Source organism: Stenotrophomonas forensis (genome assembly GCF_028752115.1).
GTDB classification, from domain to species: Bacteria; Pseudomonadota; Gammaproteobacteria; order Xanthomonadales; family Xanthomonadaceae; genus Stenotrophomonas; species Stenotrophomonas forensis.
Genome location: NZ_CP082270.1, coordinates 771980 through 794177, shown reverse-complemented (window position 1 = coordinate 794177; position 22198 = coordinate 771980). Strand labels below are relative to the sequence as shown.

General features: G+C 68.1%; 23 protein-coding genes. 19 read left to right on the top strand and 4 right to left on the bottom strand.

Annotation, left to right across the window (positions count from 1 at the left end):
- The first annotated feature begins 12 nt into the window (after positions 1–12).
- The 3 genes from K5L94_RS03605 to K5L94_RS03595 all read left to right on the top strand — a co-directional run bounded on the left by K5L94_RS03605 (position 13) and on the right by K5L94_RS03595 (position 2513).
- Positions 13–978, top strand: coding sequence for a LysR substrate-binding domain-containing protein (locus K5L94_RS03605; protein WP_008268420.1), 966 nt, complete (start codon positions 13–15; stop codon positions 976–978).
- A 123-nt stretch (positions 979–1101) separates the two neighbouring features.
- Positions 1102–1506, top strand: coding sequence for a nucleoside diphosphate kinase regulator (gene rnk / locus K5L94_RS03600; protein ID WP_004154317.1), 405 nt, complete (start codon positions 1102–1104; stop codon positions 1504–1506).
- A gap of 50 nt (positions 1507–1556) precedes the next feature.
- Positions 1557–2513: a transaldolase gene (locus K5L94_RS03595; protein ID WP_053448856.1), complete on the top strand. Its 957-nt coding sequence runs from the start codon at positions 1557–1559 to the stop codon at positions 2511–2513.
- Positions 2514–3083: 570 nt separating this feature from the next.
- Here the strand turns inward: K5L94_RS03595 and msrA are convergent.
- Both msrA and K5L94_RS03585 read right to left on the bottom strand, forming a co-directional pair.
- Positions 3084–3749 carry a peptide-methionine (S)-S-oxide reductase MsrA gene (msrA, locus tag K5L94_RS03590; protein WP_053451244.1) on the bottom strand — a complete coding sequence of 222 codons (666 nt, stop codon included), beginning with the start codon at positions 3747–3749 and terminating at the stop codon, positions 3084–3086.
- 30 nt (positions 3750–3779) lie between these two features.
- Positions 3780–4043 carry a putative signal transducing protein gene (locus tag K5L94_RS03585; RefSeq protein WP_004154314.1) on the bottom strand — a complete coding sequence of 88 codons (264 nt, stop codon included), beginning with the start codon at positions 4041–4043 and terminating at the stop codon, positions 3780–3782.
- 192 nt (positions 4044–4235) lie between these two features.
- On the opposite strand from K5L94_RS03585, the gene K5L94_RS03580 reads away from it, so the two are divergent.
- From K5L94_RS03580 to K5L94_RS03555, 6 genes are all read left to right on the top strand, one after another.
- Positions 4236–5984, top strand: coding sequence for a glutamine--tRNA ligase/YqeY domain fusion protein (locus tag K5L94_RS03580; RefSeq protein WP_111112387.1), 1749 nt, complete (start codon positions 4236–4238; stop codon positions 5982–5984).
- Between the two features lie 35 nt (positions 5985–6019).
- Positions 6020–6682 (top strand): hypothetical protein, encoded by a 663-nt coding sequence (locus K5L94_RS03575; protein ID WP_053448854.1) that lies wholly within the window; start codon positions 6020–6022, stop codon positions 6680–6682.
- Positions 6683–6731: 49 nt separating this feature from the next.
- Positions 6732–7454: a DUF6348 family protein gene (locus tag K5L94_RS03570; RefSeq protein WP_053448853.1), complete on the top strand. Its 723-nt coding sequence runs from the start codon at positions 6732–6734 to the stop codon at positions 7452–7454.
- Positions 7455–7551: 97 nt separating this feature from the next.
- A complete protein-coding gene (locus K5L94_RS03565) occupies positions 7552–8112 on the top strand; it encodes a nucleoside deaminase (RefSeq protein ID WP_004154307.1) in 561 nt (186 codons plus the stop codon).
- Positions 8096–9163 (top strand): 23S rRNA (cytidine(2498)-2'-O)-methyltransferase RlmM, encoded by a 1068-nt coding sequence (gene rlmM, locus K5L94_RS03560; RefSeq protein ID WP_053448852.1) that lies wholly within the window; start codon positions 8096–8098, stop codon positions 9161–9163. Before K5L94_RS03565 ends, rlmM begins: the two co-directional genes overlap by 17 nt.
- Positions 9164–9212: 49 nt before the next feature.
- Positions 9213–9608, top strand: a complete 396-nt coding sequence (locus K5L94_RS03555; protein ID WP_180878970.1) for an EF-hand domain-containing protein — start codon at positions 9213–9215, stop codon at positions 9606–9608.
- Positions 9609–9756: 148 nt separating this feature from the next.
- Here K5L94_RS03555 and K5L94_RS03550 read toward each other — a convergent pair whose 3' ends face one another.
- Together K5L94_RS03550 and ubiH are read right to left on the bottom strand one after the other, a co-directional pair.
- A complete protein-coding gene (locus K5L94_RS03550) occupies positions 9757–10938 on the bottom strand; it encodes a UbiH/UbiF family hydroxylase (protein WP_274512016.1) in 1182 nt (393 codons plus the stop codon).
- Entirely contained in the window at positions 10935–12143 is a 1209-nt protein-coding gene (ubiH, locus tag K5L94_RS03545; protein WP_053448849.1) for a 2-octaprenyl-6-methoxyphenyl hydroxylase, read from the bottom strand. The genes K5L94_RS03550 and ubiH overlap by 4 nt, the downstream gene beginning before the upstream one ends.
- A gap of 107 nt (positions 12144–12250) precedes the next feature.
- Between ubiH and K5L94_RS03540 the strand changes: the two genes are divergently transcribed.
- The 10 genes from K5L94_RS03540 to K5L94_RS03495 all read left to right on the top strand — a co-directional run bounded on the left by K5L94_RS03540 (position 12251) and on the right by K5L94_RS03495 (position 22146).
- A complete protein-coding gene (locus K5L94_RS03540) occupies positions 12251–12835 on the top strand; it encodes a hypothetical protein (protein WP_053448848.1) in 585 nt (194 codons plus the stop codon).
- An 8-nt stretch (positions 12836–12843) separates the two neighbouring features.
- Positions 12844–13398: a cob(I)yrinic acid a,c-diamide adenosyltransferase gene (locus K5L94_RS03535; RefSeq protein WP_049457330.1), complete on the top strand. Its 555-nt coding sequence runs from the start codon at positions 12844–12846 to the stop codon at positions 13396–13398.
- Between the two features lie 9 nt (positions 13399–13407).
- Positions 13408–14346 (top strand): histone deacetylase family protein, encoded by a 939-nt coding sequence (locus K5L94_RS03530; protein WP_053448847.1) that lies wholly within the window; start codon positions 13408–13410, stop codon positions 14344–14346.
- Between the two features lie 89 nt (positions 14347–14435).
- Entirely contained in the window at positions 14436–16934 is a 2499-nt protein-coding gene (gene lptD, locus K5L94_RS03525; RefSeq protein ID WP_274512015.1) for an LPS-assembly protein LptD, read from the top strand.
- Entirely contained in the window at positions 16931–18274 is a 1344-nt protein-coding gene (locus K5L94_RS03520) for a peptidylprolyl isomerase (RefSeq protein WP_053448845.1), read from the top strand. Before lptD ends, K5L94_RS03520 begins: the two co-directional genes overlap by 4 nt.
- A 3-nt stretch (positions 18275–18277) precedes the next feature.
- Positions 18278–19258, top strand: a complete 981-nt coding sequence (pdxA, locus tag K5L94_RS03515; protein WP_274512014.1) for a 4-hydroxythreonine-4-phosphate dehydrogenase PdxA — start codon at positions 18278–18280, stop codon at positions 19256–19258.
- Positions 19255–20058 carry a 16S rRNA (adenine(1518)-N(6)/adenine(1519)-N(6))-dimethyltransferase RsmA gene (rsmA, locus tag K5L94_RS03510; protein ID WP_133933859.1) on the top strand — a complete coding sequence of 268 codons (804 nt, stop codon included), beginning with the start codon at positions 19255–19257 and terminating at the stop codon, positions 20056–20058. Before pdxA ends, rsmA begins: the two co-directional genes overlap by 4 nt.
- A 13-nt stretch (positions 20059–20071) precedes the next feature.
- Positions 20072–20455 (top strand): Co2+/Mg2+ efflux protein ApaG, encoded by a 384-nt coding sequence (gene apaG / locus K5L94_RS03505; RefSeq protein ID WP_008268668.1) that lies wholly within the window; start codon positions 20072–20074, stop codon positions 20453–20455.
- A gap of 15 nt (positions 20456–20470) precedes the next feature.
- A complete protein-coding gene (locus K5L94_RS03500) occupies positions 20471–21496 on the top strand; it encodes a symmetrical bis(5'-nucleosyl)-tetraphosphatase (RefSeq protein ID WP_053448842.1) in 1026 nt (341 codons plus the stop codon).
- On the top strand, positions 21493–22146 hold the full coding sequence (locus K5L94_RS03495) for a DUF1287 domain-containing protein (RefSeq protein ID WP_053448841.1): 654 nt from the start codon (positions 21493–21495) through the stop codon (positions 22144–22146). Before K5L94_RS03500 ends, K5L94_RS03495 begins: the two co-directional genes overlap by 4 nt.
- The last annotated feature ends 52 nt before the right edge of the window (positions 22147–22198 follow it).

Genomic DNA, 22198 nt, shown 5'->3' with positions numbered 1-22198 from the left:
TGGGGTGTAAGGATGAACCTACGTGATCTGAAGTACCTGGTAGCCCTGGCCGACCACAAGCATTTCGGCCGGGCTGCCGCCTCCTGCTTCGTCAGCCAGCCCACGCTGTCGACGCAGATCCGCAAGCTGGAAGAAGAGCTGGGCCTGCCGCTGGTGGAACGCGCGCCGCGCAAGGTGATGCTGACCCCGGCCGGGCAGGAAGCCGCCGCGCGGGCACGGGTGATCGTGTCCGAAGTGGAGCAACTGAAGGAAGCGGCGCGACGCAGCCGCGATCCGGAAGCCGGTACGGTGCGCCTGGGGATCTTCCCGACCCTGGGCCCGTACCTGCTGCCGCATGTAATCCCCCGCATCCGCGAACGCTTCCCGGAGCTGGAGTTGCTGCTCGTCGAGGAAAAGAGCGACGTGCTGCTGGACCGCCTGCGCGAAGGCAAGCTCGATGCCGCGCTGCTGGCGCTGCCGGTGATCGACGACCAGCTGCATGCCGAGTTCCTGTTCGAGGAGCCGTTCCTGCTGGCCGTGTCCGGGCGCCATCCGCTGGCTCGCCGCGAACACCTGGACGTGCAGGAGCTGGCCACGCAGAAGCTGCTGCTGCTGGAAGACGGCCATTGCCTGCGCGACCAGGCGCTGGAAGTGTGCCGCCTGTTCGGCGCCAACGAGAAGTCCGAGTTCCGCGCCACCAGCCTGGAAACCCTGCGGCAGATGGTCGCCGCCGACGTCGGCATTACCCTGCTTCCCAGCCTGTCGGTGCAGCCGCCGGTGCCGCGCTCGAACAACATCCGCCTGCTCGACTTCACCGGCGAAGGTCGTCCGAGCCGCCGCATCGCCATGATCTGGCGCCGCAGCTCGGCGATGAATGGCTTCCTGATGGAGCTGGCCGACCAGTTCAAGCGGCTGCCGCATGCACTGTTCACGCTCGACGCGGTGAATGCCGTCGGCGACGACGCCAATGCCCTGCCCGGCCCCGCGCTGAACGGCTGAGCCCCCACAGCCTCGGCCCGGAATCGGCAGGAGTCGATTCCGGTCGCATTTGTCCCCACAATACAGACAGGCGGCGCCAGCGGGTGCCGCCTTTTGCATGGTTTTCAACCAAGGAGCGCCACCATGAACACCGCCAGCGGCCTGCCGCCGTCGATCACTGTTTCCACCTTCGACATGGACCGCCTGGAGGCCATGCTCGACTCCCCTGCGCTGAGCCAGACGCCTGCCGCGCTCGCGCTTGCTGAAGAACTCAACCGGGCCACCGTGCTGGCGCCGGACCAGATTCCCGAAGGCATCGTCATGATGCATTCGCGCGTGGAGTGCGAAGATGAAGTGTCGGGCGAAAAACACGTCCTGACCCTGGTCTTCCCCCGCGAAGCCAACGTCGATGAAGGCAAGGTTTCCGTGCTGGCCCCGGTCGGCAGTGCCCTGCTCGGCCTGGCCATCGGCCAGAGCATCGACTGGAATGCGCCCGGCGGCCGCAAGCTGCGCCTGCGCGTGACCGCGGTCCACAACGACCGCCCCTGATTACCGCTGCGCACCGCGCGCGATTCGATCCCCCTGCACCAGGAGCCGTAATGAGTACCCCGTCCAAACTGTCCCAGCTGCGCGAACTGTCCGTGGTCGTTGCCGATACCGGTGACTACGACGCGATCAAGCGCCTGCAGCCGGTGGATTGCACCACCAACCCGACCCTGGTGAAGAAGGCGCTGGACCTGCCGGTCTACGCCGAACTGATCGAACGCGAACTGGCCTGGGGCCGCCAGCAGAGCGGTGACCGCGAAGCCGTGGTGCACGCCGTGGCCGACCGCCTGACCATCGGCGTCGGCGCGCTGCTGAGCACGCTGGTGCCGGGCCGCGTGTCCACCGAAGTGGACGCCGACCAGGCCCACGACACCACCGCGACCGTGGCCAAGGCCCGCCAGTTCATCCAGATGTACGCCGATGCCGGCGTGCCGCGCGAGAAGATCCTGATCAAGATCGCTGCGACCTGGGAAGGCGTGGAAGCCGCGCGCATCCTGCAGGCCGAGGGCATCGACTGCAACCTGACCCTGATCTTCAACCCGACCCAGGCGCTGGCCTGCAGCGAAGCCGGCGCGTTCCTGATCTCGCCGTTCGTCGGTCGCATCCTGGACTGGTACGTGGCCAATGGCCAGACCCCGGCCAGCATCGACGAAGACCCGGGCGTGAAGTTCGTGCGCGGCGTGTATGCCGAGTTCAAGCGCCGCGGTTCGCCGACGGTGGTGATGGGCGCCTCGTTCCGTTCGACCGCGCAGATCGAAGCGCTGGCCGGCTGCGACCGCCTGACCATTTCGCCGGACCTGCTGGAGAAGCTGGACGCCGACCATGGCGAGCTGCCGCGCAAGCTGGTGGCCGGTGCCGCCGACGGCGCAGCGGTGACCCCGATCGACGCAGCGAAGTTCGCCGCCGACCTGGCCGCCGATCCGATGGCGACCGAGAAGCTGGCGACCGGTATCGATGCGTTTGCCAAGGATCTGCAGGCGCTGCGCGAGCGGATTCGTTCGGAACTGTGAGGATTTCGGCCAACGGCTGAGCCCCTCGTGGCGGGTCGGTTGGTCGCGAAAGGCATGAAGCAACAGCCGTGCTGGGTCGGGCGGGTTGGGTTCGCGGGGGACGCCGTGAACCCGTCCATGGGGGCTTGGCCGCGGCATCCATGCCGCGGACACCCCCGCGAACCCAACCCGCCCGCCCTCTGACAGTTTCCTGTGGCCGCCCGCCACGGAAGAAAGAAAGAAAAGCAACAGCGGGTCGCGCGCTGCGCTTGCTCGCAGTCGAGCAAGCTCGACTCTACGAAGCACTGCATACAAACAAAAAGGACGCGGCGAAGGCCGCGTCCTTTTTGTTTTCTTTCAGTTCGTCAGTAACCCATGCTCTTGCCCACCGTCACCGGGAAACTGTCGAAGGTGGGACGGGGGCGGCTGGCAGGACCGTTGGCGCCATGGATGGCGCCATCGAGCCCCCATGGACGGGTTTACGGCGTGTCCTGCCAGCCGCCCCCGTCCCGCCAAACCATCAGCAACCCAGAGCCGCTTTGGATGTTGATGTTGATGTTGATGTTGCCCGCCGCAGGCGGACCACCGCCGTCAGCGCGGCCCCTCCACATCCAGCCCGATCGGGCAGCTCACGCCCGTGCCACCAATGCCGCAGTAACCATTCGGATTCTTCGCCAGATACTGCTGGTGATAATCCTCGGCGTAGTAGTACGTCGGTGCCGGGTACACGATCTCGGTGGTGATCGGGCCGTAACCGGCCACATCCAGCTGCGCCTGGTAGGCCTCGCGGCTGGCCAGCGCGGCGGCGTACTGGGCCTCGTCGGTGGCGTGGATCGCCGAGCGGTACTGGGTGCCGGTGTCGTTGCCCTGGCGCATGCCCTGGGTCGGGTCGTGGCTTTCCCAGAACAGCTGCAGCAGCCGCTCCAGGCTCACCACCGCCGGGTCGAACACCACCTGCACCACTTCGGTGTGGCCGGTCAGGCCCGAACACACCTCTTCATAGGTCGGGTTCGGGGTGATGCCACCGGCATAGCCGACCGAGGTGCTGTACACGCCCGGCTCGTTCCAGAACTTGCGTTCGGCGCCCCAGAAGCAGCCCAGCGCAAAGCGGATCTGCTGCAGGCCAGCGAAACGGTCCTTCAGCGGATGACTGTTCACGAAGTGCTGGTTGCTGTGCAGCGGCAGCGGCTGCTCGCGCCCCGGCAGTGCTTCTTCCGGGCGCGGCAGGCGCTGCTTGAAGGCCCCGATGCCGAGGATGCCCTGGCCAATTCCCAACATGATGCGCTCCTACGCCGGAAGGCCGGCAATGTCGTCTGCATCTGAAATGGGGTCGTCCGGCGCGTGGCCCAAGTCCAGCGAGGCCACGATGTCCTCGGCCTGCGGCCGCGCCGCATCCGGGATGCCGACCCGCAGTACGCCGAACAATGGCAGCTCGCCCATGCCACCCAGCAGCTGCTCGCCAAACACGAAGGCGGGGATGCCGGCGTCTTCCAGTGCGTGCTTGACCAGGTGGGCGTCGAACAGATTGTCGGCCTTGTACACGATGTGCATGCGACGGCTCCATGGGACATGGGGTCCAGCATACGCCCGGACGCTGAATGGTGGCGGTGGCGGCGCATGACCATTCCGCCGGAAGGTGGATGGAGGGTGCCGGCCGCTGGCCGGCAACCCAGGCGCCGCCGGGCAGCTCTGCGCCGTACGCGCTAGACTGTTGGTCTTTCTGCCCTTTTTCGCCCCAGACTCATGTCCGAGCACACCCCCGCCAGCCCCGAGACCCCCGCCGACAGCCACGAAAAGCGCGATTTCATCCGCCAGATCGTGCGCGAGGACCTGGCCAGCGGAAAGCACCAGGCGATCAAGACCCGCTTCCCGCCCGAGCCGAACGGCTACCTGCACATCGGCCATGCCAAGTCGATCTGCCTGAACTTCGGCATCGCCGGTGAGTTCAGCGGTGTCTGCAACCTGCGCTTCGACGACACCAACCCGGCCAAGGAAGATCCGGAATACGTGGCCGCGATCCAGGACGACGTGCGCTGGCTGGGCTTCGAGTGGAACGAGCTGCGCCACGCCTCGGACTACTTCCAGACCTACTACCTGGCCGCCGAGAAGCTGATCGAGCAGGGCAAGGCCTATGTCTGCGACCTGTCGGCCGAGGAAGTGCGCGCCTACCGTGGCACCCTGACCGAGCCGGGCCGCCCGTCGCCGTGGCGCGACCGCAGCGTCGAGGAGAACCTCGACCTGTTCCGCCGCATGCGCGCCGGTGAATTCCCGGATGGTGCGCGCACCCTGCGCGCCAAGATCGACATGGCCAGCGGCAACATCAACCTGCGCGATCCGGCCCTGTACCGCATCAAGCACGTCGAACACCAGAACACCGGCAATGCGTGGCCGATCTACCCGATGTACGACTTCGCGCACGCGCTGGGCGATTCGATCGAGGGCATCACCCACTCGTTGTGCACGCTGGAATTCGAAGACCACCGCCCGCTGTACGACTGGTGCGTGGACAACGTGGATTTCGCCCATGACGACGCGCTGACCCAGCCGCTGGTCGACGCCGGCCTGCCGCGCGAAGCGGCCAAGCCGCGCCAGATCGAGTTCTCGCGCCTGAACATCAACTACACGGTGATGAGCAAGCGCAAGCTGATGGCGCTGGTCACCGAACAGCTGGTGGACGGCTGGGAAGACCCGCGCATGCCGACCCTGCAGGGCCTGCGCCGCCGTGGCTACACCCCGGCGGCGATGCGCCTGTTCGCCGAGCGCGTGGGCATCAGCAAGCAGAATTCGCTGATCGACTTCAGCGTGCTGGAAGGCGCGCTGCGCGAAGACCTGGACAGCGCCGCGCCGCGCCGCATGGCCGTGGTCGACCCGGTCAAGCTGGTGCTGAGCAACCTGCCCGAAGGCCACGAAGAGCAGCTGACCTTCAGCAACCATCCGAAGGACGAAAGCTTCGGCAGCCGCCAGGTGCCGTTCGCACGCGAAGTGTGGATCGATCGCGAGGACTTCGCCGAAGTGCCGCCGAAGGGCTGGAAGCGCCTGGTTCCGGGTGGCGAAGTACGCCTGCGCGGCGCCGGCATCATCCGCTGCGATGAGGTGATCAAGGATGCCGACGGCACCATCACCGAGCTGCGCGGCTGGCTGGATCCGGAATCGCGCCCGGGCATGGAAGGCGCCAACCGCAAGGTCAAGGGCACCATCCACTGGGTCAGCGCCGTGCATGGCGTGCCGGCCGAGATCCGCCTGTACGACCGCCTGTTCTCGGTGCCGAACCCGGACGACGAATCGGAAGGCAAGACCTATCGCGATTACCTCAACCCGGAATCGCGCCGCACCGTCACCGGCTATGTCGAGCCGGCCGCGGCCAGCGCCGCCCCGGAGCAGTCGTTCCAGTTCGAACGTACCGGCTACTTCGTTGCCGACCGCCGCGACCACACCGAGGCCAAGCCGGTGTTCAACCGCAGCGTGACCCTGCGCGACACCTGGTCGGCCTGAGGACCTGCGCGGGCGCCAGCACGGCGCCCGCGACGATGATCACCGCCCTGTCCGCCCTGCTCTGGTTCATCTCGCAGCATCCGCTGCTGACGTTCTTTGCAGCGATGGTGCTGGCCGGGCTGGTCTCGTGGTGGCGGCGCTTTCCGGGCTACGCCATCGTGGTGTTCCCGCTGGCGATGCTCAACATCTTCCTCGGCCACTTCCTCAACGCCACCTTCCTCAATGCGGTCGGCGAGCGTGGTGAAGCGGTGATCGTCAAGGCCGAGGAAACCAACTCCACCCTCAACGAACAGTACATCTGGCGCTACGAAGCGGTGCTGCGTACCGCCGAGGGCCGTGACGTGGAGGTGGTGTTCCATACCAACACCGCCTCGTTGTGGCCACTGGAGAACGCGATCCGCATTCCGGCGCAGGACCAGCCCTTCGTGGTGAAGTACACCCCGGGCTTCCCGCGCAACTTCGTCATCCTCACCAACGAATCACCGCACGGCATTGCCCAGGCCCGGGCCAGCGCGCGCGAACGGGTGGAAGTGGCCGCACGCAAGCTGCATTTCAGCCCGGGCAATACGGACTTCCGCGCAGACTATCGCCGCGAGCTGGAGACCTGGTTGCGCGAGCATGGCAATGATCCGCAGCAGCAGCCCGACGCACGGCGTTATCGCGCCGAACTCGACGCACTCGACGCGCTCGATCGCTAGAGCCCAGGCACGGCCTGGATGTTCCACCCCATCCATCCACAGGCCTGACATGACCACAACTTCCACCGCCCTCCTCCCGCTGCTGCAGCAGGTGCTGCAGGGCGCCGGCATCGCAAGCCGCGTCGACGATGGCGCACTGCTGCTGGACAGCGGCCTGCGCCTGACCCCACATGCAGTGGCCGCGAATGAACGCGACAACGGTGGCTGGCAGACCTCCACCGTCATCGAGACCCAGCACCCCGTGCTGTTCGCCGACGGCCTGTTCGAGTACCAGCACGCCAACGGTGCCGACGAACAGGCCTCGCTGCTGTCCGGCTTCCAGACCTGGATCCGGGTGGACCTGGCGACCCTGCAGACCGCCGTCGGCGCTGCAGACGCACAGGGCCTGCCGATGCTGGGCCTGAGCTATCCGGGCGCCGAGGAAAGCGAAGAACTGCAGCGCACCGTGGTGCTGGGCCCGCTGGCGCACTACCGCGCACAGGAGGTGGATGCCTCCACCTGCAGCGAGGACGACCACGGTTCCTGCCCGTGCTGCCTGTTCACCCGCAGCATGGACGCCTTCGACGAGCTGCTGAGGGCGCGCCCGTTCCTGGCCATCCGCCTGTTCGCCTCGCGCGACGCCGAGGGCCTGTGCGAAGCCGATTGCCGGGTCAACGGCCACGACTTCGCCGCTGCCCTGCCCCTGCTGCGCGCCTATGCCGCCAGCTGGCCACAGGCCGGGCTGGAGTTCCGCAAGCAGTACGTGGTGATCCGCACCGGCTCGCCGGGCTGACCCACCGCCACACCCGGTACAGGCCGCTGCGGCTACACTGCGCGCCGGTTTCCCAAGCAACCGCACCTTCTTCCATCCCACACGAGGCACCCCCGCGATGCTGTACGCGCAAGTCCACCTGACCCTTCCCGCCTGGATCCACGACCAGATCGACCTGGATCGTCGATATCCCGGCGATGAGGCCAAGGTCGCGCTGGCGATCGAGCTGTCGCGGTTGAACGTCGAGCACGCCAGTGGCGGCCCGTTCGGTGCGGTGGTGTTCGGCCCGGATGACAAGGTGATCGCCGCCGGCGTGAACCGGGTGATGCCGCACGCGACCTCGCTGGCGCACGCCGAGAACATGGCCTACATGCTGGCCCAGCAGCGCCTGCAGACCCCGCGCCTGAACGCGGTGCTGTCGCCGGTCACCCTGGCCACCAGCTCGCAGCCGTGCTGCCAGTGCTACGGCGCCACGGTGTGGGCCGGCATCGACCGCCTGCTGATCGGCGCCAACTCGGCCGACGTCGAGGAGCTGACCCCGTTCGATGAAGGCCCGCTGCCGGCCGACTGGGTCGGTGAGCTCAACAAGCGCGGCATCGAAGTGGTGCAGGGCCTGAACCGCGATGCTGCACGCAGCGTGCTGCGCGCCTATGGGGAAAGCGATGGCGCCCGTTACTGAAACCGGCATCGGCCTGCTGTGCCTGTGCCGGCAGGGCTTCGAGCCCGAGCTGGCCGGCGAGCTGCAGTTCCGCGCGGGCGAAGCCGGTTTCGCCGGCTATGCCCGCACCCAGCGCAATGACGGCTACGTGCTTTTCATGTGCGACGACGCCGCTGCATTGGCACCGCGCCTGCGCTGGCGCGAGCTGATCTTCGCGCGGCAGAAACTGCTGGTACTGGCCGAGCTGCCGCAGCTGGATCCGGCCGACCGCATCACGCCGATGCTGGAGGTGCTGGCCGATGCGCCGCGCTTCGGCGACCTGTGGGTGGAGCACCCCGACTCGGATGCGGGCAAGCCGCTGTCCGGTCTGGCGCGCGCCTTCGGCAACGCGCTGCGCCCGGCGCTGCGCAAGGCCGGCAAGCTGACCGACAAGCCGAACAACCGCCTGCCACGCCTGCACGTGGTGTTTGTCGATGGCACCCACGCCTTCGTCTGCATCGCCGACCCGGCCGACAGCGCGCCATGGGCGCTGGGCATTCCGCGCCTGAAGCTGCTGCCCGAAGCCCCCTCGCGTTCGGCACTGAAGCTGGATGAAGCACTGTTGACCCTGCTGACGCCGGAAGAACGCGAGGCACTGGCCAGGCCGGGCATGCGCGCGGCCGACCTTGGCGCCGCACCCGGCGGCTGGACCTGGGTGCTGACCCGCCAGCACATGCACGTGCTGAGCATCGACAACGGCCCGCTACGCCAGCATGTACTGGATACCGGACTGGTCGAGCACCTGCGCGCAGATGGCTTCCACTGGCACCCGGAGCAGCCGCTGGACTGGATGGTCTGCGACATGGTCGAGCAGCCGCGCCGCGTGGCCGAGCGCATGGCCACCTGGTTCCGCGAAGGCTGGTGCCGGCACGCGATCTTCAACCTGAAACTGCCGATGAAGAAGCGCTGGGACGAGACCCGGCTGTGCCTGGACCTGTTCCAGGACCAGGCCGGCAAGCCGCTGGTGGTGCGCGCCAAGCAGCTGTACCACGACCGCGAAGAGATCACCGTACTGGCTTCGCCGCTGCGCTGAGGCCATCGTGCCCGCCGGGCATGGCCCGGCGCTACCGAGGGATGCAACCATGCGATACCGCTCGACTCCGATACTGATCGCCCTGCTGGCGGCGGCGCCTGCCCTTGCCCAGCAGTTGCCGCATACGCCCGCGCAGAGCCAACCGCTCGGCCCGACCGGTGGCGCGATCCGCCAGCAAGCGCTGGGCGCCGGCCGGGTCACCGGCAGCGTGGAGATTGCACAGCCGGCCGGCGAAGCGCAGGTGACGGTACGTTCGCTGGAGCCGAGCAGCGTGGTCGGCCAGTACCGCATCCGCTTCAGCGAGCTGGACGTGAACGGCGATGGCTTCATCAGCCGCGAGGAAGCACAGGCCAACCCGGCATTGGCCGACGAGTTCAACGCGCTGGACCGCAAGCACCGCGGCAAGCTCGACCGCGCCGACCTGGCCGGTTGGCTGGTGGATTGATCCGCCGTCGCGATCTTCATCCACGCATGGCGTGGCTCTACTGACGGCGGGCACACGACCCGCTCCCGGTGGGTGCCAACCTTGGTTGGCACACTGTCGGAGGCGTGCCAACCAGGGTTGGCACCTACCAGGACGGCCTGTACTCCGATCAGACGCCGGCGGCGCGCTTCCAGAATGCCTGCACCAGCGGCGGCCATTTGCCGACGCAGCCCAGCGCGCGGCCACGGGCCAGGGTCAGGTGCATCTCGTCATTGGAGAACAGGCGGTTGATCGCATCGAAGCTGTAGGCGGCGATGTGATTGTCGCTGCGACGTTCGCGGGCCCAGCGCTGCAGCCGCTGCGGTGAAAGGCGCGGCTGGCCGCGGCGCTCCGTGGAAGGTGCCAGCCACTGCTGCAGGGCGGCGACATCGCGCAGGCCCAGGTTCACGCCCTGCCCGGCCAGCGGATGCACGACATGCGCGGCATCGCCCAGTGCCAGCACGCGACCGGCGACATAGTGGCGAGCGAGCTGACGACGCAGCGGGAACGCCGCACGTGCCGAGGCCAGCCGCAGCTCGCCCAGGCGGGCGGCAAAGGCGCGGGTCAGTTCGCGATTGAACGCGGCTTCGTCCAGTGCCAGCACGCGCGCGGCTTCCTCCTCCGGAAGGGTCCAGACGATCGAACTGCGGCGCTCGGCCACCGGCAGCAGCGCCAGCGGCCCGGTCGGCAGGAAGCGCTGCCAGGCCGTGGCCTGGTTCGGCAGTTCACTGTCCACGTAGGCCACCACGCCACGCTGGTGGTAGTCATGCCGCTCGACCTCGATCCCGGCCAGCCGGCGCAGGGTCGATTCGGCGCCGTCAGCGGCCACCGCCAGCGCCGCTTCCAGGCGACGGCCGTCGTCGAGGCGCAGGCGCACGCCGGCCTCGTCCTGCTCCAGCGTCTCCACCCGCGCCGGGCAATGCAGCTGCACGCCCGCGGCCGGCAGCGCCGCCCACAGGCGATCCTGCAGCAGGCCGTTCTCGACGATGTAACCCAACTCGCGCCGACCGAAGCGGTCCGCGTCGAACAACAGATCCTCACCACCTGCCGCATCCCACACCTGCATGCGCCGATAGGGCCACGCGCGGGCCTGCGCGATGGCAGGCCACACGCCCAGCCGGTTCAACAGCTGCACATTGTCAGCGGCGAAGGCAAACACCCGCAGGTCCGGCTGCGCAGCCTGCCAGGGCGCCGGTTCACGGCCTTCCACCAGTGCGACCGAGAGCCCGGCTTCGGCCAGTGCCAGCGCGCAGGCCGCACCCACCACGCCGCCACCGACGATGGTCACATCCAGACGCGCGTGCCGGCTCATGCGGCTTCTCCGCGGCACAGCCGAGGCACTTCGCCGCGGAAGCCCATCGCGCCACCGACCAGCATCGACTGCACCGAGGCGCGTTGCGCGGCCACCAGGCCGAGGCTGCGCAGCGGTCGCATCAGCGGTGCCGGGTTGCTGGTCAGCCGCGCCAGGCCACCGGAGAACGCCACCGTCTGCCGGCGGTCCTCCTCACGGCGCGCGACATAGGCCTGCAGCAATGCGTCACTGCCGGCGTCCTCATGCGCATCCTCCAGCAGCTCGGCCAGGGTCAGCGCATCGCGCAGGCCCAGGTTGAAGCCCTGTGCGCCCAACGGGTGGATGGTCTGTGCGGCATTGCCGAGCAGCACCGCGCGCTCACCGGCCAGCGCGCGCGCCAGCACCTGGATCAATGGATAGGCACTGCGCGGGCCGGAGTCGAGCAGGCGGCCAGCGCGCCAGCCGATCGCGTGCTGCAGTCGCTGCAGCCAGGCGGCATCATCCAGCGCCATCACCGCGTCGGCCTGGTCGCGCGCAACACCATGCACGGTGCCGAAGTGGCGGTCGCCGCGCGGCAGCAGCGCGGTCGGGCCGGTATCGGTGAAGCGCTCCCACGCCGTGCCATCCGGCGCGCGCTGGCTGCGCACGCGGGCGACAAACAGCGTCTGCTGGAAATCATGGCGGTCGACCTCGATCCCCAGCGCACCGCGCACGGCACTGGCGGTGCCATCGGCACCGACCACCAGCCGGGCCAGCAGCACGTGTTCGCCGTTCTCATCGGCCACCCGCACCTGGCGATAGCCATCGACCACCTCGCCCAGCCCCAGGAAACGCATCGGCCGGTAACGGCGCAGCCGCGGCAGCTCCTGCAGCCGAGCCTCCAGCGCCTGGCCGAAATCGCGCGCGACCACCACCTGGCCGAACCAGGGCCGGTCATAGTCACTGGCGTCAAGCTGCACGCGGCCGAAATCACCGGCGCGGCTGACATGGATGCGGCGGATCGGTCCCGGCGCCATCGCCAGCTTCTGCATCACGCCCAGCGCAGTCAGCGCGTTGACGGTGGCCGCGGCGAAACTGAGGTTGCGCTGGTCGAACACCGCCGGCAGTTCACCGGCGGGACTGGCCTCGAGCAGGCCTACGTCGCGGCCCAGGCGCTCCAGGGCAATGGCCAGGCTGGCGCCGACCAGGCCGCCTCCGACGATCAGCACGTCATGTCGTTCACTCATGCGTTCATGATACGCGCTCGTCCCGACTGTACGCCGAACGGGACGACGCCTGCGCCATCCCGTGCGGCGGGCTAGAATGAAACCTGAATCCGCCCCGGGCCCCCACCATGTCCGACACTGCCAACCGCGCCTTCGTCCTGTCCGTACTTGTACTGCTGCTGGCGGCGACCCGGGTCAATCACTTCGCGGCCATTCCCGATGCCTCCTGGGCCGTGTTCTTCATCGGCGGCTTCTATCTGGCGCGCTGGACGCGCTGGGCGTTCCCGCTGCTGATGGTGTTCGCGGTGCTGGTCGACTGGATCGTGATCCGCAGCAGCGGCCTGGATTTCTGGCAGCACTACTGCGTGTCGCCGGGCTACTGGCTGCTGCTGCCCGCGTATTTCTCGCTGTGGGCCGGCGGCATGCTGCTTGGCCGCAACTACCAGGGCGCGCGCTGGCCGGTGCTGGCCAAGGGCGCGCTGCTGCTGGTCGCCTCGGTGGCGGTCTGCCATCTGCTGGCGCAGGGCGGCTTCTACTGGACCAGCCGCAACGTGGCCGAACCGACCCTGACCGGCTGGGCGCAGAACTACGCGCAGTGGTTCGGGCCGTACCTGCGCACCACCGCGATCTACGTGGCGCTGGCCGCCGCCCTGCAGCTGGCCGTGGAGCAGTTCCTCAAGCTCCAGCAGGCCCGCCGCGACATCCGCCACTGAGCCGCGCCATGGGCCATCGCCTCTCGCGCATCTACACCCGCACCGGCGACGACGGCAGCACCGGCCTCGGCGACGGCCAGCGCGTGGCCAAGGATGACGCGCGCGTTGCCTCCTTCGGCACGGTCGACGAGGCCAATGCGGCGCTCGGCCTGCTGCTGGCGGCATCGCTGCCCGAGGACGTGCGGGCGCTGGTCGTGCACCTGCAGCACCAGTTGTTCGACCTGGGTGCCGAGCTGTGCATCCCCGGCCACGCCGCGATCCATGCCGCCGATGTCTCGGCGCTGGAACAGCAGCTGGACCACTACAACGCCGGCCTGCCGATGCTGAAGGAATTCATCCTGCCGGCCGGGGGCGAAGCTGCCGCGCGCTGCCACCTGGCGCGCACCATCGTCCGTCGCGCCGAGCGCGAGACCGTCGCCCTGGCCCGCCGCGAGGCGGTGCGCAGCGAGGCACTGCAGTACCTCAACCGGCTGTCGGACCTGCTGTTCGTGCTGGCCCGGGTGCTGGCCCGTGCCGATGGCCACGGCGAGGCGCTGTGGCAGCCACAGCAGCGCCAGCGCTGAGTCGGCACGATGCTGGTCTATACCCATCCGTCCTGCCTGCTGCATGACCCCGGCCCCGGGCACCCGGAGTGCCCGCAACGCCTGCAGCATGTGCTCGATGCCCTGCATGCGGCCTTTCCCGGCCAGCTGCAGTGGCGCCAAGCCCCTCCGGCCAAGTTCGGCGAACTGACCCGGGTGCATGACAGTTCCCTGCTCGACTTCGTGCTGCAGCCACAGACTGCCCCGCTGCGCCAGCTGGACATGGACACCTGGACCTCGCCGGGATCGGCCAGCGCCGCCGTGCATGCCGCTGGTGCCGGCGTGGCCGCAGTCGATGCGGTGATGCTCGGCGAGGATACGCTGGCCTTCTGCGCCGTGCGGCCGCCCGGTCACCACGCCACCAGCAGCACGGCGATGGGCTTCTGCCTGCTCAACAACATCGCCATCGCCGCTGCCTATGCCCGCGACCGCCACGGCCTGGAACGCATTGCCGTGGTCGACTTCGACGTGCACCACGGCAACGGCACCCAGGACATCTTCCAGCACGATGCCCGGGTCTCGTACTACAGCACCCACCAAGCCGGGCTGTTCCCCAATTCGGGCCTGCGCCGCGACCGTGGCGCCGGCAACCTGATGAACATCCTGCTGCCGCCCGGAAGTGGCGGATTCCGCTTCCGCAATGTCTGGGCCGACGAGATGCTGCCGGCCATCGATGACTTCCGCCCGCAGCTGCTGCTGATCTCGGCCGGCTTCGATGCGCACCTGCGGGACCCGCAGGCCGATCTGATGCTGGAAACCGACGATTTCGCCTGGATCACCGGCGAGCTGCATGCGCTGGCACGCCGCCACGCGGCCGGCCGGGTGGTTTCGATGCTGGAGGGGGGCTACGACCTGCAGGCACTGGCCGAATGCAGCGTGGCGCATGTCCGGACCCTGATTTCAGGCGCCGGTGGTACCGTTGCCGGATGAACCCGAACCGGCAGTCTCCACCGCCCTTCATTGCCCCTATGCAAGGGATGGGGCAAGCTACCGTCCGTTTTCGCCCGAATCCGAACCGCGTGCGCCGAGCCCTCCGACTGCTTCCCCTGCCTCTGAGCATCGCCATCAGCCTGCCGGCGATGGCCGACGACAAGCCGCTCAACTGGGGCCTGTGCCCGGCCACCGACGTGATTCCCGCGTTCACTGACGCCCCCACCCCTGTCCCCGGCCAGGACAAGGCCGCGGCCGCGGCCGCCCGCGAGCAGCAGTCGACCGACATCGAGGGCGACCAGCTGCTGGGCACCACCACCGTGCCGCAGTACGAGGGCAACGTGGCCCTGCGCCGTGGCGATCAGTTCGTCGGCACCGACAAGCTCAGCTTCGATACCGAGACCGGCAACTACATCGCCGACGGCAATGTCCGCTACCAGGACGGGTCGATCCGGATGATCGCCAAGCGTGCCGAGGGCAACCAGGAAAGCGACACCCACAAGATCTCCGACATCAAGTACCAGCTGGTGTCGCGCCGTGGCAACGGTGACGCCGAATCGGTCGACCTGCAGGGTGCGGTCGGCCAGATGCACCGCTCCACCTACACCACCTGCGACCCCTCGCAGCCGGTATGGAAGCTGTCCGCGCCGCAGATCGAGGTGGACAACGACGAAGGCTTCGGCACCGCCCGCAACGCCGTGCTGCGTATCGGCAATGTGCCGGTGCTGTGGGCGCCTTACTTCAAGTTCCCGATCGATGACCGCCGCAAGACCGGCCTGCTGTTCCCGCAGCTGGGCATGTCCGGCCGCAACGGTGTCGACTATGCGCAGCCGATCTACTTCAATCTGGCGCCGAACTACGACGATACCCTGACCCCGCGCTACATGAGCCAGCGCGGGCTGCTGCTCGACAACGAATTCCGCTACCTCTACAAAGGTGGCCGCGGTGACGTGCTGACCTCGTTCATTCCCAACGACAAGCTGCGCGACCGCGACCGCGGCCGGGTGATGTTCACCGGCTACCACAACGTGAACAACAACTGGCAAACCCGCGCCAACCTGGCCTGGGTCAGCGACGAGCGCTATGTCGAGGACTTCGCCAATCGCCTGGTCGGTGTGACCGCCTCCAGCCTGCAGAGCAGCATCGGATTGTATGGCACCGGCCAGACCTGGACGGCCGGGATCATGGCCGACCGCTGGCAGCTGACCGATTACACCCTCGACGAAAGCTCCCTGCCCTACAACCGCCAGCCCCGCCTGTACTTCAACTGGGACAAGCCGGTGCTGCCGTGGCTGGAAGCCGGCATCTACTCCGAAGCCGTGCGGTTCACCCACGACGATATCAACTACAAGTACGGTCCCGAGGTCGGCCCGGACCTGCAGTACACCCGCAATGGCCGGCAGCGGACATCCGGCATCGGCGTCGGTGGTGGCTCACGCCTGGACGTGAAACCGTACGTGTCGTTCCCGATCAGCGGCGCGGCCTGGTACGTCACGCCCACCCTGGCCTACCGCTACACCGCTTACCAGCTGGACCGCAGCCTGGTGGACGGCGCCAACGGCATCCGTGGGCAGATCCTGCGCTCGCAGGGCATCGATCCGGCCACCGCCACGCCGGAGCAGCTGCGTGGCAACACCTCGCCGAGCCGAAGCCTGCCGATCGCCAGCCTCGATGCCGGCCTGTTCTTCGATCGCGAAACCCGTATCGGCGGCAAGTCGTTCCTGCAGACCCTGGAACCGCGCCTGTTCTACCTGCGCACGCCGTACCGCAACCAGGAAGAATTGCCAATCTTCGATACCCGTGACTTCACCTTCAGCTGGGGCCAGCTGTTCCGCGATTCGCGCTACACCGGCGCCGATCGCCAGAACGATGCCAACCAGCTGACCCTGGCGCTGGGCACCCGGTTCATCGACCAGACCACCGGCAAGGAACGGTTCTCGGCCGCCATCGGCCAGATCCAGTACTTCGACGAGTCGCGGGTGACGCTCCCGGGCGGTGCGCCGGTTGAAAAGGGCAAGTCGGCCTGGATCGCCGACGGCAACTACATGATCAACGATCGCTGGACCCTGGGCGCCACCTACCAGTGGGACCCGAAGTACAAGCGCGAGGACCTGGCCAGCGTCCGTGCCCGCTACCTGATGCCCAACGACGGCGTGGTCAACCTCAGCTATCGCTACCGCATCAATGCCGGTGCCGCGGCCAACGCCAACAAGCATGACCGGACCCCGCTGGAGCAGGCCGACCTGTCGTTCCTGTACCCGCTGAATGCGCGCTGGAGCGTGGTTGGCCGTTACTACTACTCCCTGCAGGACAAGGAACCGCTGGAAATCATCGCCGGCGTGCAGTGGGACAGCTGCTGCCTGGCCGTGCGCGCTGTTGCCCGCCGCTACGTGCGCAACCGCGAAGGCGACATGAACAACTCCATCCAGCTGGAGTTCGTGCTCAAGGGCCTGAGCTCCATCGGCCAGGACACGGACCGTACCCTGCGCCGTGCTATCCTCGGCTACAACCGCGACGACCTCTATCTGGTGCCGCCCAGCAACACCGGGGCGACCCGCGATGACTACGATCCGAATCAGATCCCATGACCAAGCGCTTCCCCGTTCTTCTCGCCTCGCTGCTGGCGGTGTCCAGCGTGTCCGCCCCCCTGCAGGTGCTTGCCCAGGAGGCGCAGCCGCTTGACCGCATCGCCGCCGTCGTCGATGAGGACGTGATCCTGCAGAGCGAGCTCCAGCGTGCGATCGCCAACATCAAGGCGCAGTACACCGGCCGTGAAAACCAGCTGCCGCCGGAAGACGTGCTCAGCCGCCAGGTGCTCGAGCGGCTGGTGCTGGTCAAGCTGCAGGTGGCCCGCGCCCAGAGCAGCGGTATCCGCATCGGCGACCAGGAGCTGAACCAGGCGATGAATGCCATCGCCCAGCAGAATGGCTCGACCCTGGACGCCCTGCGCCAGCGCCTGGCCCATGACGGTATCGACTTCAACGACTTCCGGGCTTCGGTGCGCGATGAAATCACCGTGCAGCGCCTGCGCCAGAGCTTCGCGCAGAGCCGTATCAGCGTCAGCGAGGGCGAGGTCGATGCCGCGCTGAAGCAGCAGGCCACGGTGGGCAACCAGTACCACCTGGCGCACATCCTGATCGCCCTGCCCGACGGCGCCAATGCCGACCAGATCGCCACCGGCCAGAAGAAGGCCGACGGCGTGAAGACCCTGCTGGACAAGGGCGAGCTGGACTTCAACGCCGCTGCTGTCCGCTATTCGGACAGCCCCAACGCGCTGGAAGGCGGCGATCTGGGCTGGCGCAGCCTGGATGAAATCCCGCAGGCCTTCGCGCAGATGATGGAAAAGATGAAGCCCGGCGAAGTGGTGGGCCCGATCCGCGGCCCCAGCGGCTTCCAGCTGTTGAAGCTGGTGGACGTGCGTGATGCCAGTGCCACGGCCGGCGCGAGCACGGTCACCGAGTACCACGGCCGCCACATCCTGGTGCGCGTGGACGATCACCAGACCGACGCGGCCGCCAAGGCCAAGATCGATACCCTGCGCGCCCGCATTGCCGGTGGCGCGGACTTCGAGACGGTGGCCAAGGAGTCCTCCGAGGACAACAACAGCAAGGGTCAGGGTGGCGATCTGGGCTGGTTCCCGGCCGACGCCTTCGGTCCGGCGTTCGGCCAGCAGGTCTCCGGCATCCAGGACGGCGGCATCAGCCAGCCGTTCCGTACCGATGCCGGCTGGCACATCGTGCAGCGCGTAGCCACCCGCCAGACCGACGTGACCAACGACAACCAGCGTGCCCAGGTCCGCGAGACCATCGGCCGCCGCAAGCTGGAAGACGAGTACAACCGCTTCCTGCAGGAACTGCGTGGCGAAGCCTACGTGAGCTTCCGCAGCGGCGACCGCGCGGAAAACACCGCCACGCCGCCGCAGTCCTGACCGATGCGCCCCGAGCTCGCTCTGGTACCGGGCGAGCCCGCCGGGATCGGCCCGGAGCTGTGTGTCCGACTTGCCCAGCAGCCGCGTGAAGACAGCCGGCTGCTGGCCTTCGGCGATCCGGACACCCTGCGCGCGGCGGCAGCCGCGCTGAACCTGCCCCTGCAGCTCTTGCCCGAGGATGCCGAAGCCCGCGTCCCCGGTGATCTGCGCCTGCGCGTGGTCGCCAATGCCGTGCCCAGCCGGTTTGGCCACACCGACCCGGCCAACGCCAGCGCGGTCATTCACGCACTTCTCGGCGCGGGCCGAGCCTGCCTCAGCGGCGAACTGCACGGCGTGGTCACCGGCCCGGTGCACAAGGCGGTGATCAACGAAGGCGGCATCGCCTACAGCGGCACCACCGAACTGCTGGCCGACCAGGCCGGGGTAAAGGTGGTGATGATGCTGGCCAACCACATCGTGCGCGTAGCCCTGGCCACCACCCACCTGCCGCTGCGCGAGGTGGCCGATGCGATCACCGCACCCGGCCTGGAACACACCCTGCGCACCGTGCATGCCGCACTGCGGCGCGAGTTCGCCGTGCCTGCACCGCGCATTGCCGTGCTCGGCCTGAACCCGCACGCCGGTGAAGACGGCCACCTGGGCCGCGAGGAACTGGACCTGGTGATTCCGCTGCTGCAGCGCCTGCGCGCTGAAGGCATGGACCTGGTCGGGCCGCTGCCGGCCGACACCGCCTTCCTGCCGGCCAAGCTGGCCGGCTTCGACACCGTGCTGGCGATGTACCACGACCAGGGCCTGCCGGTGCTGAAGTACTCGGGCTTCGAACAGGCAGTGAACCTGACCCTGGGCCTGCCCTATCCGCGCGTGGCGGTGGACCATGGCACCGCGCTGGATCTGGCCGGCCGCGGCATCGCCGATCCCTCCAGCCTGCAGGCGGCAACGACGCTGTGTGCGCAGCTGGCGCGGCAACGTACACTGAGCGCATGAATTCCCCGCATTCCCCCTCCGGCCCGGTGTTCACCGCCCCGGCCAAGAAGCAGCTTGGCCAGCATTTCCTGGCCGATCGCCACTACATCGACAAGATCGTGATGGCGGTCAATCCGAAAGACGGCGACCGCCTGGTCGAGATCGGTCCCGGCCAGGGCGCGATCACGCTGCCGCTGCTGCGCGTGCATCCGAAGCTGACGGTGATCGAGTTCGACCGCGACCTGATCGCGCCGCTGACCGCCGCCGCCGAGCCGCTGGGCGAGCTGACCATCGTCCATCGCGACGTGCTGCGCGTGGACTTCACCGAGCTGGCCGCCGGCCAGCCGATCCGCCTGGTCGGCAACCTGCCCTACAACATCTCCTCGCCGATCCTGTTCCATGCGCTGGAACATGCCGCAGTGGTCCGCGACATGCACTTCATGCTGCAGAAGGAAGTGGTCGACCGCATGGCCGCCGGCCCCGGCAGCAAGGTCTATGGCCGCCTCAGCGTGATGCTGCAGGCGTACTGCCAGGTGACTTCGCTGTTCGTGGTGCCGCCGGGTGCCTTCCGGCCACCGCCGAAGGTCGATTCGGCCGTGGTACGGCTGGTGCCGCGCGATCCGGCCAGCATCGGCATCAACGATCACAGGCGCTTTGCCGAGGTGGTCAAGGCCGCCTTCGGGCAGCGCCGCAAGACCCTGCGCAATGCGCTCAACAACGTGGTGTCCGCCGAGCAGTTCATCGCCGCCGGCGTGCGTCCCGATGCCCGCGCCGAACAGCTGGACGTGGCCGAATTCGTCGCTCTGGCCAATGCCTCCTGATTACACTGCCGGTATGGAAGACGCTGACGTTTATGCCATCTCCGTCGAAGTCGCGCCGCGCTTCCTCGACGATCAATCCGCACCGGAAGACGGTCGCTTTGCGTTCGCCTATACGATCCGCATCCACAACCAGGGACGGGTGGCCGCACGCCTGGTCGCACGCCATTGGCGCATCACCGATGCCAATGGCCGCGTCGAGCATGTCGATGGCGACGGGGTGATCGGCGAGCAGCCGCGGCTGCGCCCCGGTGAAGACTTCCGTTACACCTCCGGTGTCATGCTGGGGACCGATCACGGCACCATGCAGGGACACTACGACATGGTCGCCGACGATGGCACCGAATTCGCCGCGCCGGTCGCACCGTTCGTGCTGGCCGTCCCGCGTACCCTGCACTGACAAGGAGGCCGAACGATGAGTGTGTGGGCGATCGGCGACCTGCAGGGCTGCTATGACGTCACCCAGCGACTGCTGGAGAAGATCCGCTTCGACCCGGCGCAGGACACCCTGTGGTTCTGCGGCGATCTGGTCAACCGCGGTGGCCAGTCGCTGGAAACGCTGCGGCTGGTGCATTCGCTGCGCGAGCACAGCGTGGTGGTGCTGGGCAACCATGATCTTTCGCTGCTGGCCGTCGGTGCGCGCACCGAAGAGGAGCAGCGCAAGGTCAACCCGGACCTGCTGCGCATCGTGCAGGCCGAGGACCGCGATGAACTGCTGGACTGGCTGCGCCTGCAGAAGCTGGTGCACGTGGACCGCGAACTGGGCTGGATGATGGTGCACGCCGGGCTGGCGCCGAAGTGGACCACGCAGATGGCCGAAAAACATGCGGCCGAAGTCGAGGCGCAGTTGCACGGCGCCGGCTACCGCAAGCTGTTCCGCAACATGTACGGCGACAAGCCGAGCTGGGCACCCAACCTGTCCGGCTATGACCGCTCACGCGCGATCATCAATGTGCTCACCCGCATGCGCTACTGCACCCCGCGTGGGCGCATCGGCATTGAGGACAAGGGCACGCCGGGCACCCAGGAACAGGGGTTGTACCCCTGGTTCGAAGTGCCGGGCCGGGTCGAGCGCGACCTGAAGGTCGTCTGCGGCCACTGGTCCGCGCTGGGCCTGACCATCACCCAGGGCGTGCACGCCATCGACACCGGTGCGGTGTGGGGCGGGAAGTTGACCGCGCTGCAGCTTGATACCGATGAGCTGCGCGTGGTGCAGGTGCCGGGCCGTGATGTGCCGGCCCCCGTTGCCAACGCCCGTCCGCCGGCGCGACCGGCACACGAGCGTCCTGCCGCCTCGGCACAGGGCAAGGAACAGGGCGGTGGCACACCTTCTGGTAACCCGGGCACCCGCGGCCCGCGCCGTCGTCGCCGTCGTGGCGGCGGTGGTGGTGGCGGTGGCTCTGCAGGCCCCGGCAACAACGGCGCCCCGCCGCAGGCATGATGCGACCGGGCCGGGCACCAGGGACGGTGCTGCTGCTGACGCTGGCGCTGGCCAGCGGCTGCCAGCCCGGTTCGCCTCCAACTCCCACGGCCGCGCAGGACGCCGCAGCCACGCCGGCACCACCGCAGGCGCCTTCGCCACCACTGGTGGCCGCCGCACGCGCACAGATCGGCGTCACCGTCCGCTACGACCCGGCTTATCAGGTACTCGCCTATCCCGGTGGTGACGTCGCGCGCGATCGCGGCGTGTGCACCGACGTGGTGGTGCGCGCCCTGCGCAGCCAGGGCCTGGATCTGCAGGCACGCGTGCATGAGGACATGCGCGGGAATTTCAGTGCCTATCCGACGATCTGGGGCCTGTCACGGCCGGACCGCAACATCGATCATCGTCGCGTCCCCAACCTGATGCGCTGGTTCGAGCGCCAGGGCTGGCAGCAACCGGTCACCGCCCTCGCCACCGACTACGCGGCCGGCGACATCGTCGCCTGGAAGCTCAACGGCAACGGACTGCTGCACGTCGGCATCGTCTCCGACCGGCGGCTGGCCGATGGCACGCCGCTGGTGCTACACAACATCGCGCGCGGCACGCGCGAAGAGAACCTGCTGTTCCAGCATGCGATCATCGGGCATTACCGGATGCCGACTCCGTAGAGTCGAGCTTGCTCGACTATGCCCTGTGTATCCACCAAGAGCAGTCGAGCAA

What these genes read in the sequence shown, in the direction of transcription:
- K5L94_RS03605 (WP_008268420.1), top strand. Translation starts at nt 13, where the DNA reads ATGAACCTACGTGATCTGAAGTACCTGGTAGCCCTGGCCGACCACAAG.
- rnk (WP_004154317.1), top strand. Translation starts at nt 1,102, where the DNA reads ATGAACACCGCCAGCGGCCTGCCGCCGTCGATCACTGTTTCCACCTTC.
- K5L94_RS03595 (WP_053448856.1), top strand. Translation starts at nt 1,557, where the DNA reads ATGAGTACCCCGTCCAAACTGTCCCAGCTGCGCGAACTGTCCGTGGTC.
- K5L94_RS03585 (WP_004154314.1), bottom strand. Translation starts at nt 4,043, where the DNA reads ATGCACATCGTGTACAAGGCCGACAATCTGTTCGACGCCCACCTGGTC.
- K5L94_RS03580 (WP_111112387.1), top strand. Translation starts at nt 4,236, where the DNA reads ATGTCCGAGCACACCCCCGCCAGCCCCGAGACCCCCGCCGACAGCCAC.
- K5L94_RS03575 (WP_053448854.1), top strand. Translation starts at nt 6,020, where the DNA reads ATGATCACCGCCCTGTCCGCCCTGCTCTGGTTCATCTCGCAGCATCCG.
- K5L94_RS03570 (WP_053448853.1), top strand. Translation starts at nt 6,732, where the DNA reads ATGACCACAACTTCCACCGCCCTCCTCCCGCTGCTGCAGCAGGTGCTG.
- K5L94_RS03565 (WP_004154307.1), top strand. Translation starts at nt 7,552, where the DNA reads ATGCTGTACGCGCAAGTCCACCTGACCCTTCCCGCCTGGATCCACGAC.
- rlmM (WP_053448852.1), top strand. Translation starts at nt 8,096, where the DNA reads ATGGCGCCCGTTACTGAAACCGGCATCGGCCTGCTGTGCCTGTGCCGG.
- K5L94_RS03555 (WP_180878970.1), top strand. Translation starts at nt 9,213, where the DNA reads ATGCGATACCGCTCGACTCCGATACTGATCGCCCTGCTGGCGGCGGCG.
- K5L94_RS03550 (WP_274512016.1), bottom strand. Translation starts at nt 10,938, where the DNA reads ATGAGCCGGCACGCGCGTCTGGATGTGACCATCGTCGGTGGCGGCGTG.
- ubiH (WP_053448849.1), bottom strand. Translation starts at nt 12,143, where the DNA reads ATGAGTGAACGACATGACGTGCTGATCGTCGGAGGCGGCCTGGTCGGC.
- K5L94_RS03540 (WP_053448848.1), top strand. Translation starts at nt 12,251, where the DNA reads ATGTCCGACACTGCCAACCGCGCCTTCGTCCTGTCCGTACTTGTACTG.
- K5L94_RS03535 (WP_049457330.1), top strand. Translation starts at nt 12,844, where the DNA reads ATGGGCCATCGCCTCTCGCGCATCTACACCCGCACCGGCGACGACGGC.
- K5L94_RS03530 (WP_053448847.1), top strand. Translation starts at nt 13,408, where the DNA reads ATGCTGGTCTATACCCATCCGTCCTGCCTGCTGCATGACCCCGGCCCC.
- K5L94_RS03520 (WP_053448845.1), top strand. Translation starts at nt 16,931, where the DNA reads ATGACCAAGCGCTTCCCCGTTCTTCTCGCCTCGCTGCTGGCGGTGTCC.
- pdxA (WP_274512014.1), top strand. Translation starts at nt 18,278, where the DNA reads ATGCGCCCCGAGCTCGCTCTGGTACCGGGCGAGCCCGCCGGGATCGGC.
- rsmA (WP_133933859.1), top strand. Translation starts at nt 19,255, where the DNA reads ATGAATTCCCCGCATTCCCCCTCCGGCCCGGTGTTCACCGCCCCGGCC.
- apaG (WP_008268668.1), top strand. Translation starts at nt 20,072, where the DNA reads ATGGAAGACGCTGACGTTTATGCCATCTCCGTCGAAGTCGCGCCGCGC.
- K5L94_RS03500 (WP_053448842.1), top strand. Translation starts at nt 20,471, where the DNA reads ATGAGTGTGTGGGCGATCGGCGACCTGCAGGGCTGCTATGACGTCACC.
- K5L94_RS03495 (WP_053448841.1), top strand. Translation starts at nt 21,493, where the DNA reads ATGATGCGACCGGGCCGGGCACCAGGGACGGTGCTGCTGCTGACGCTG.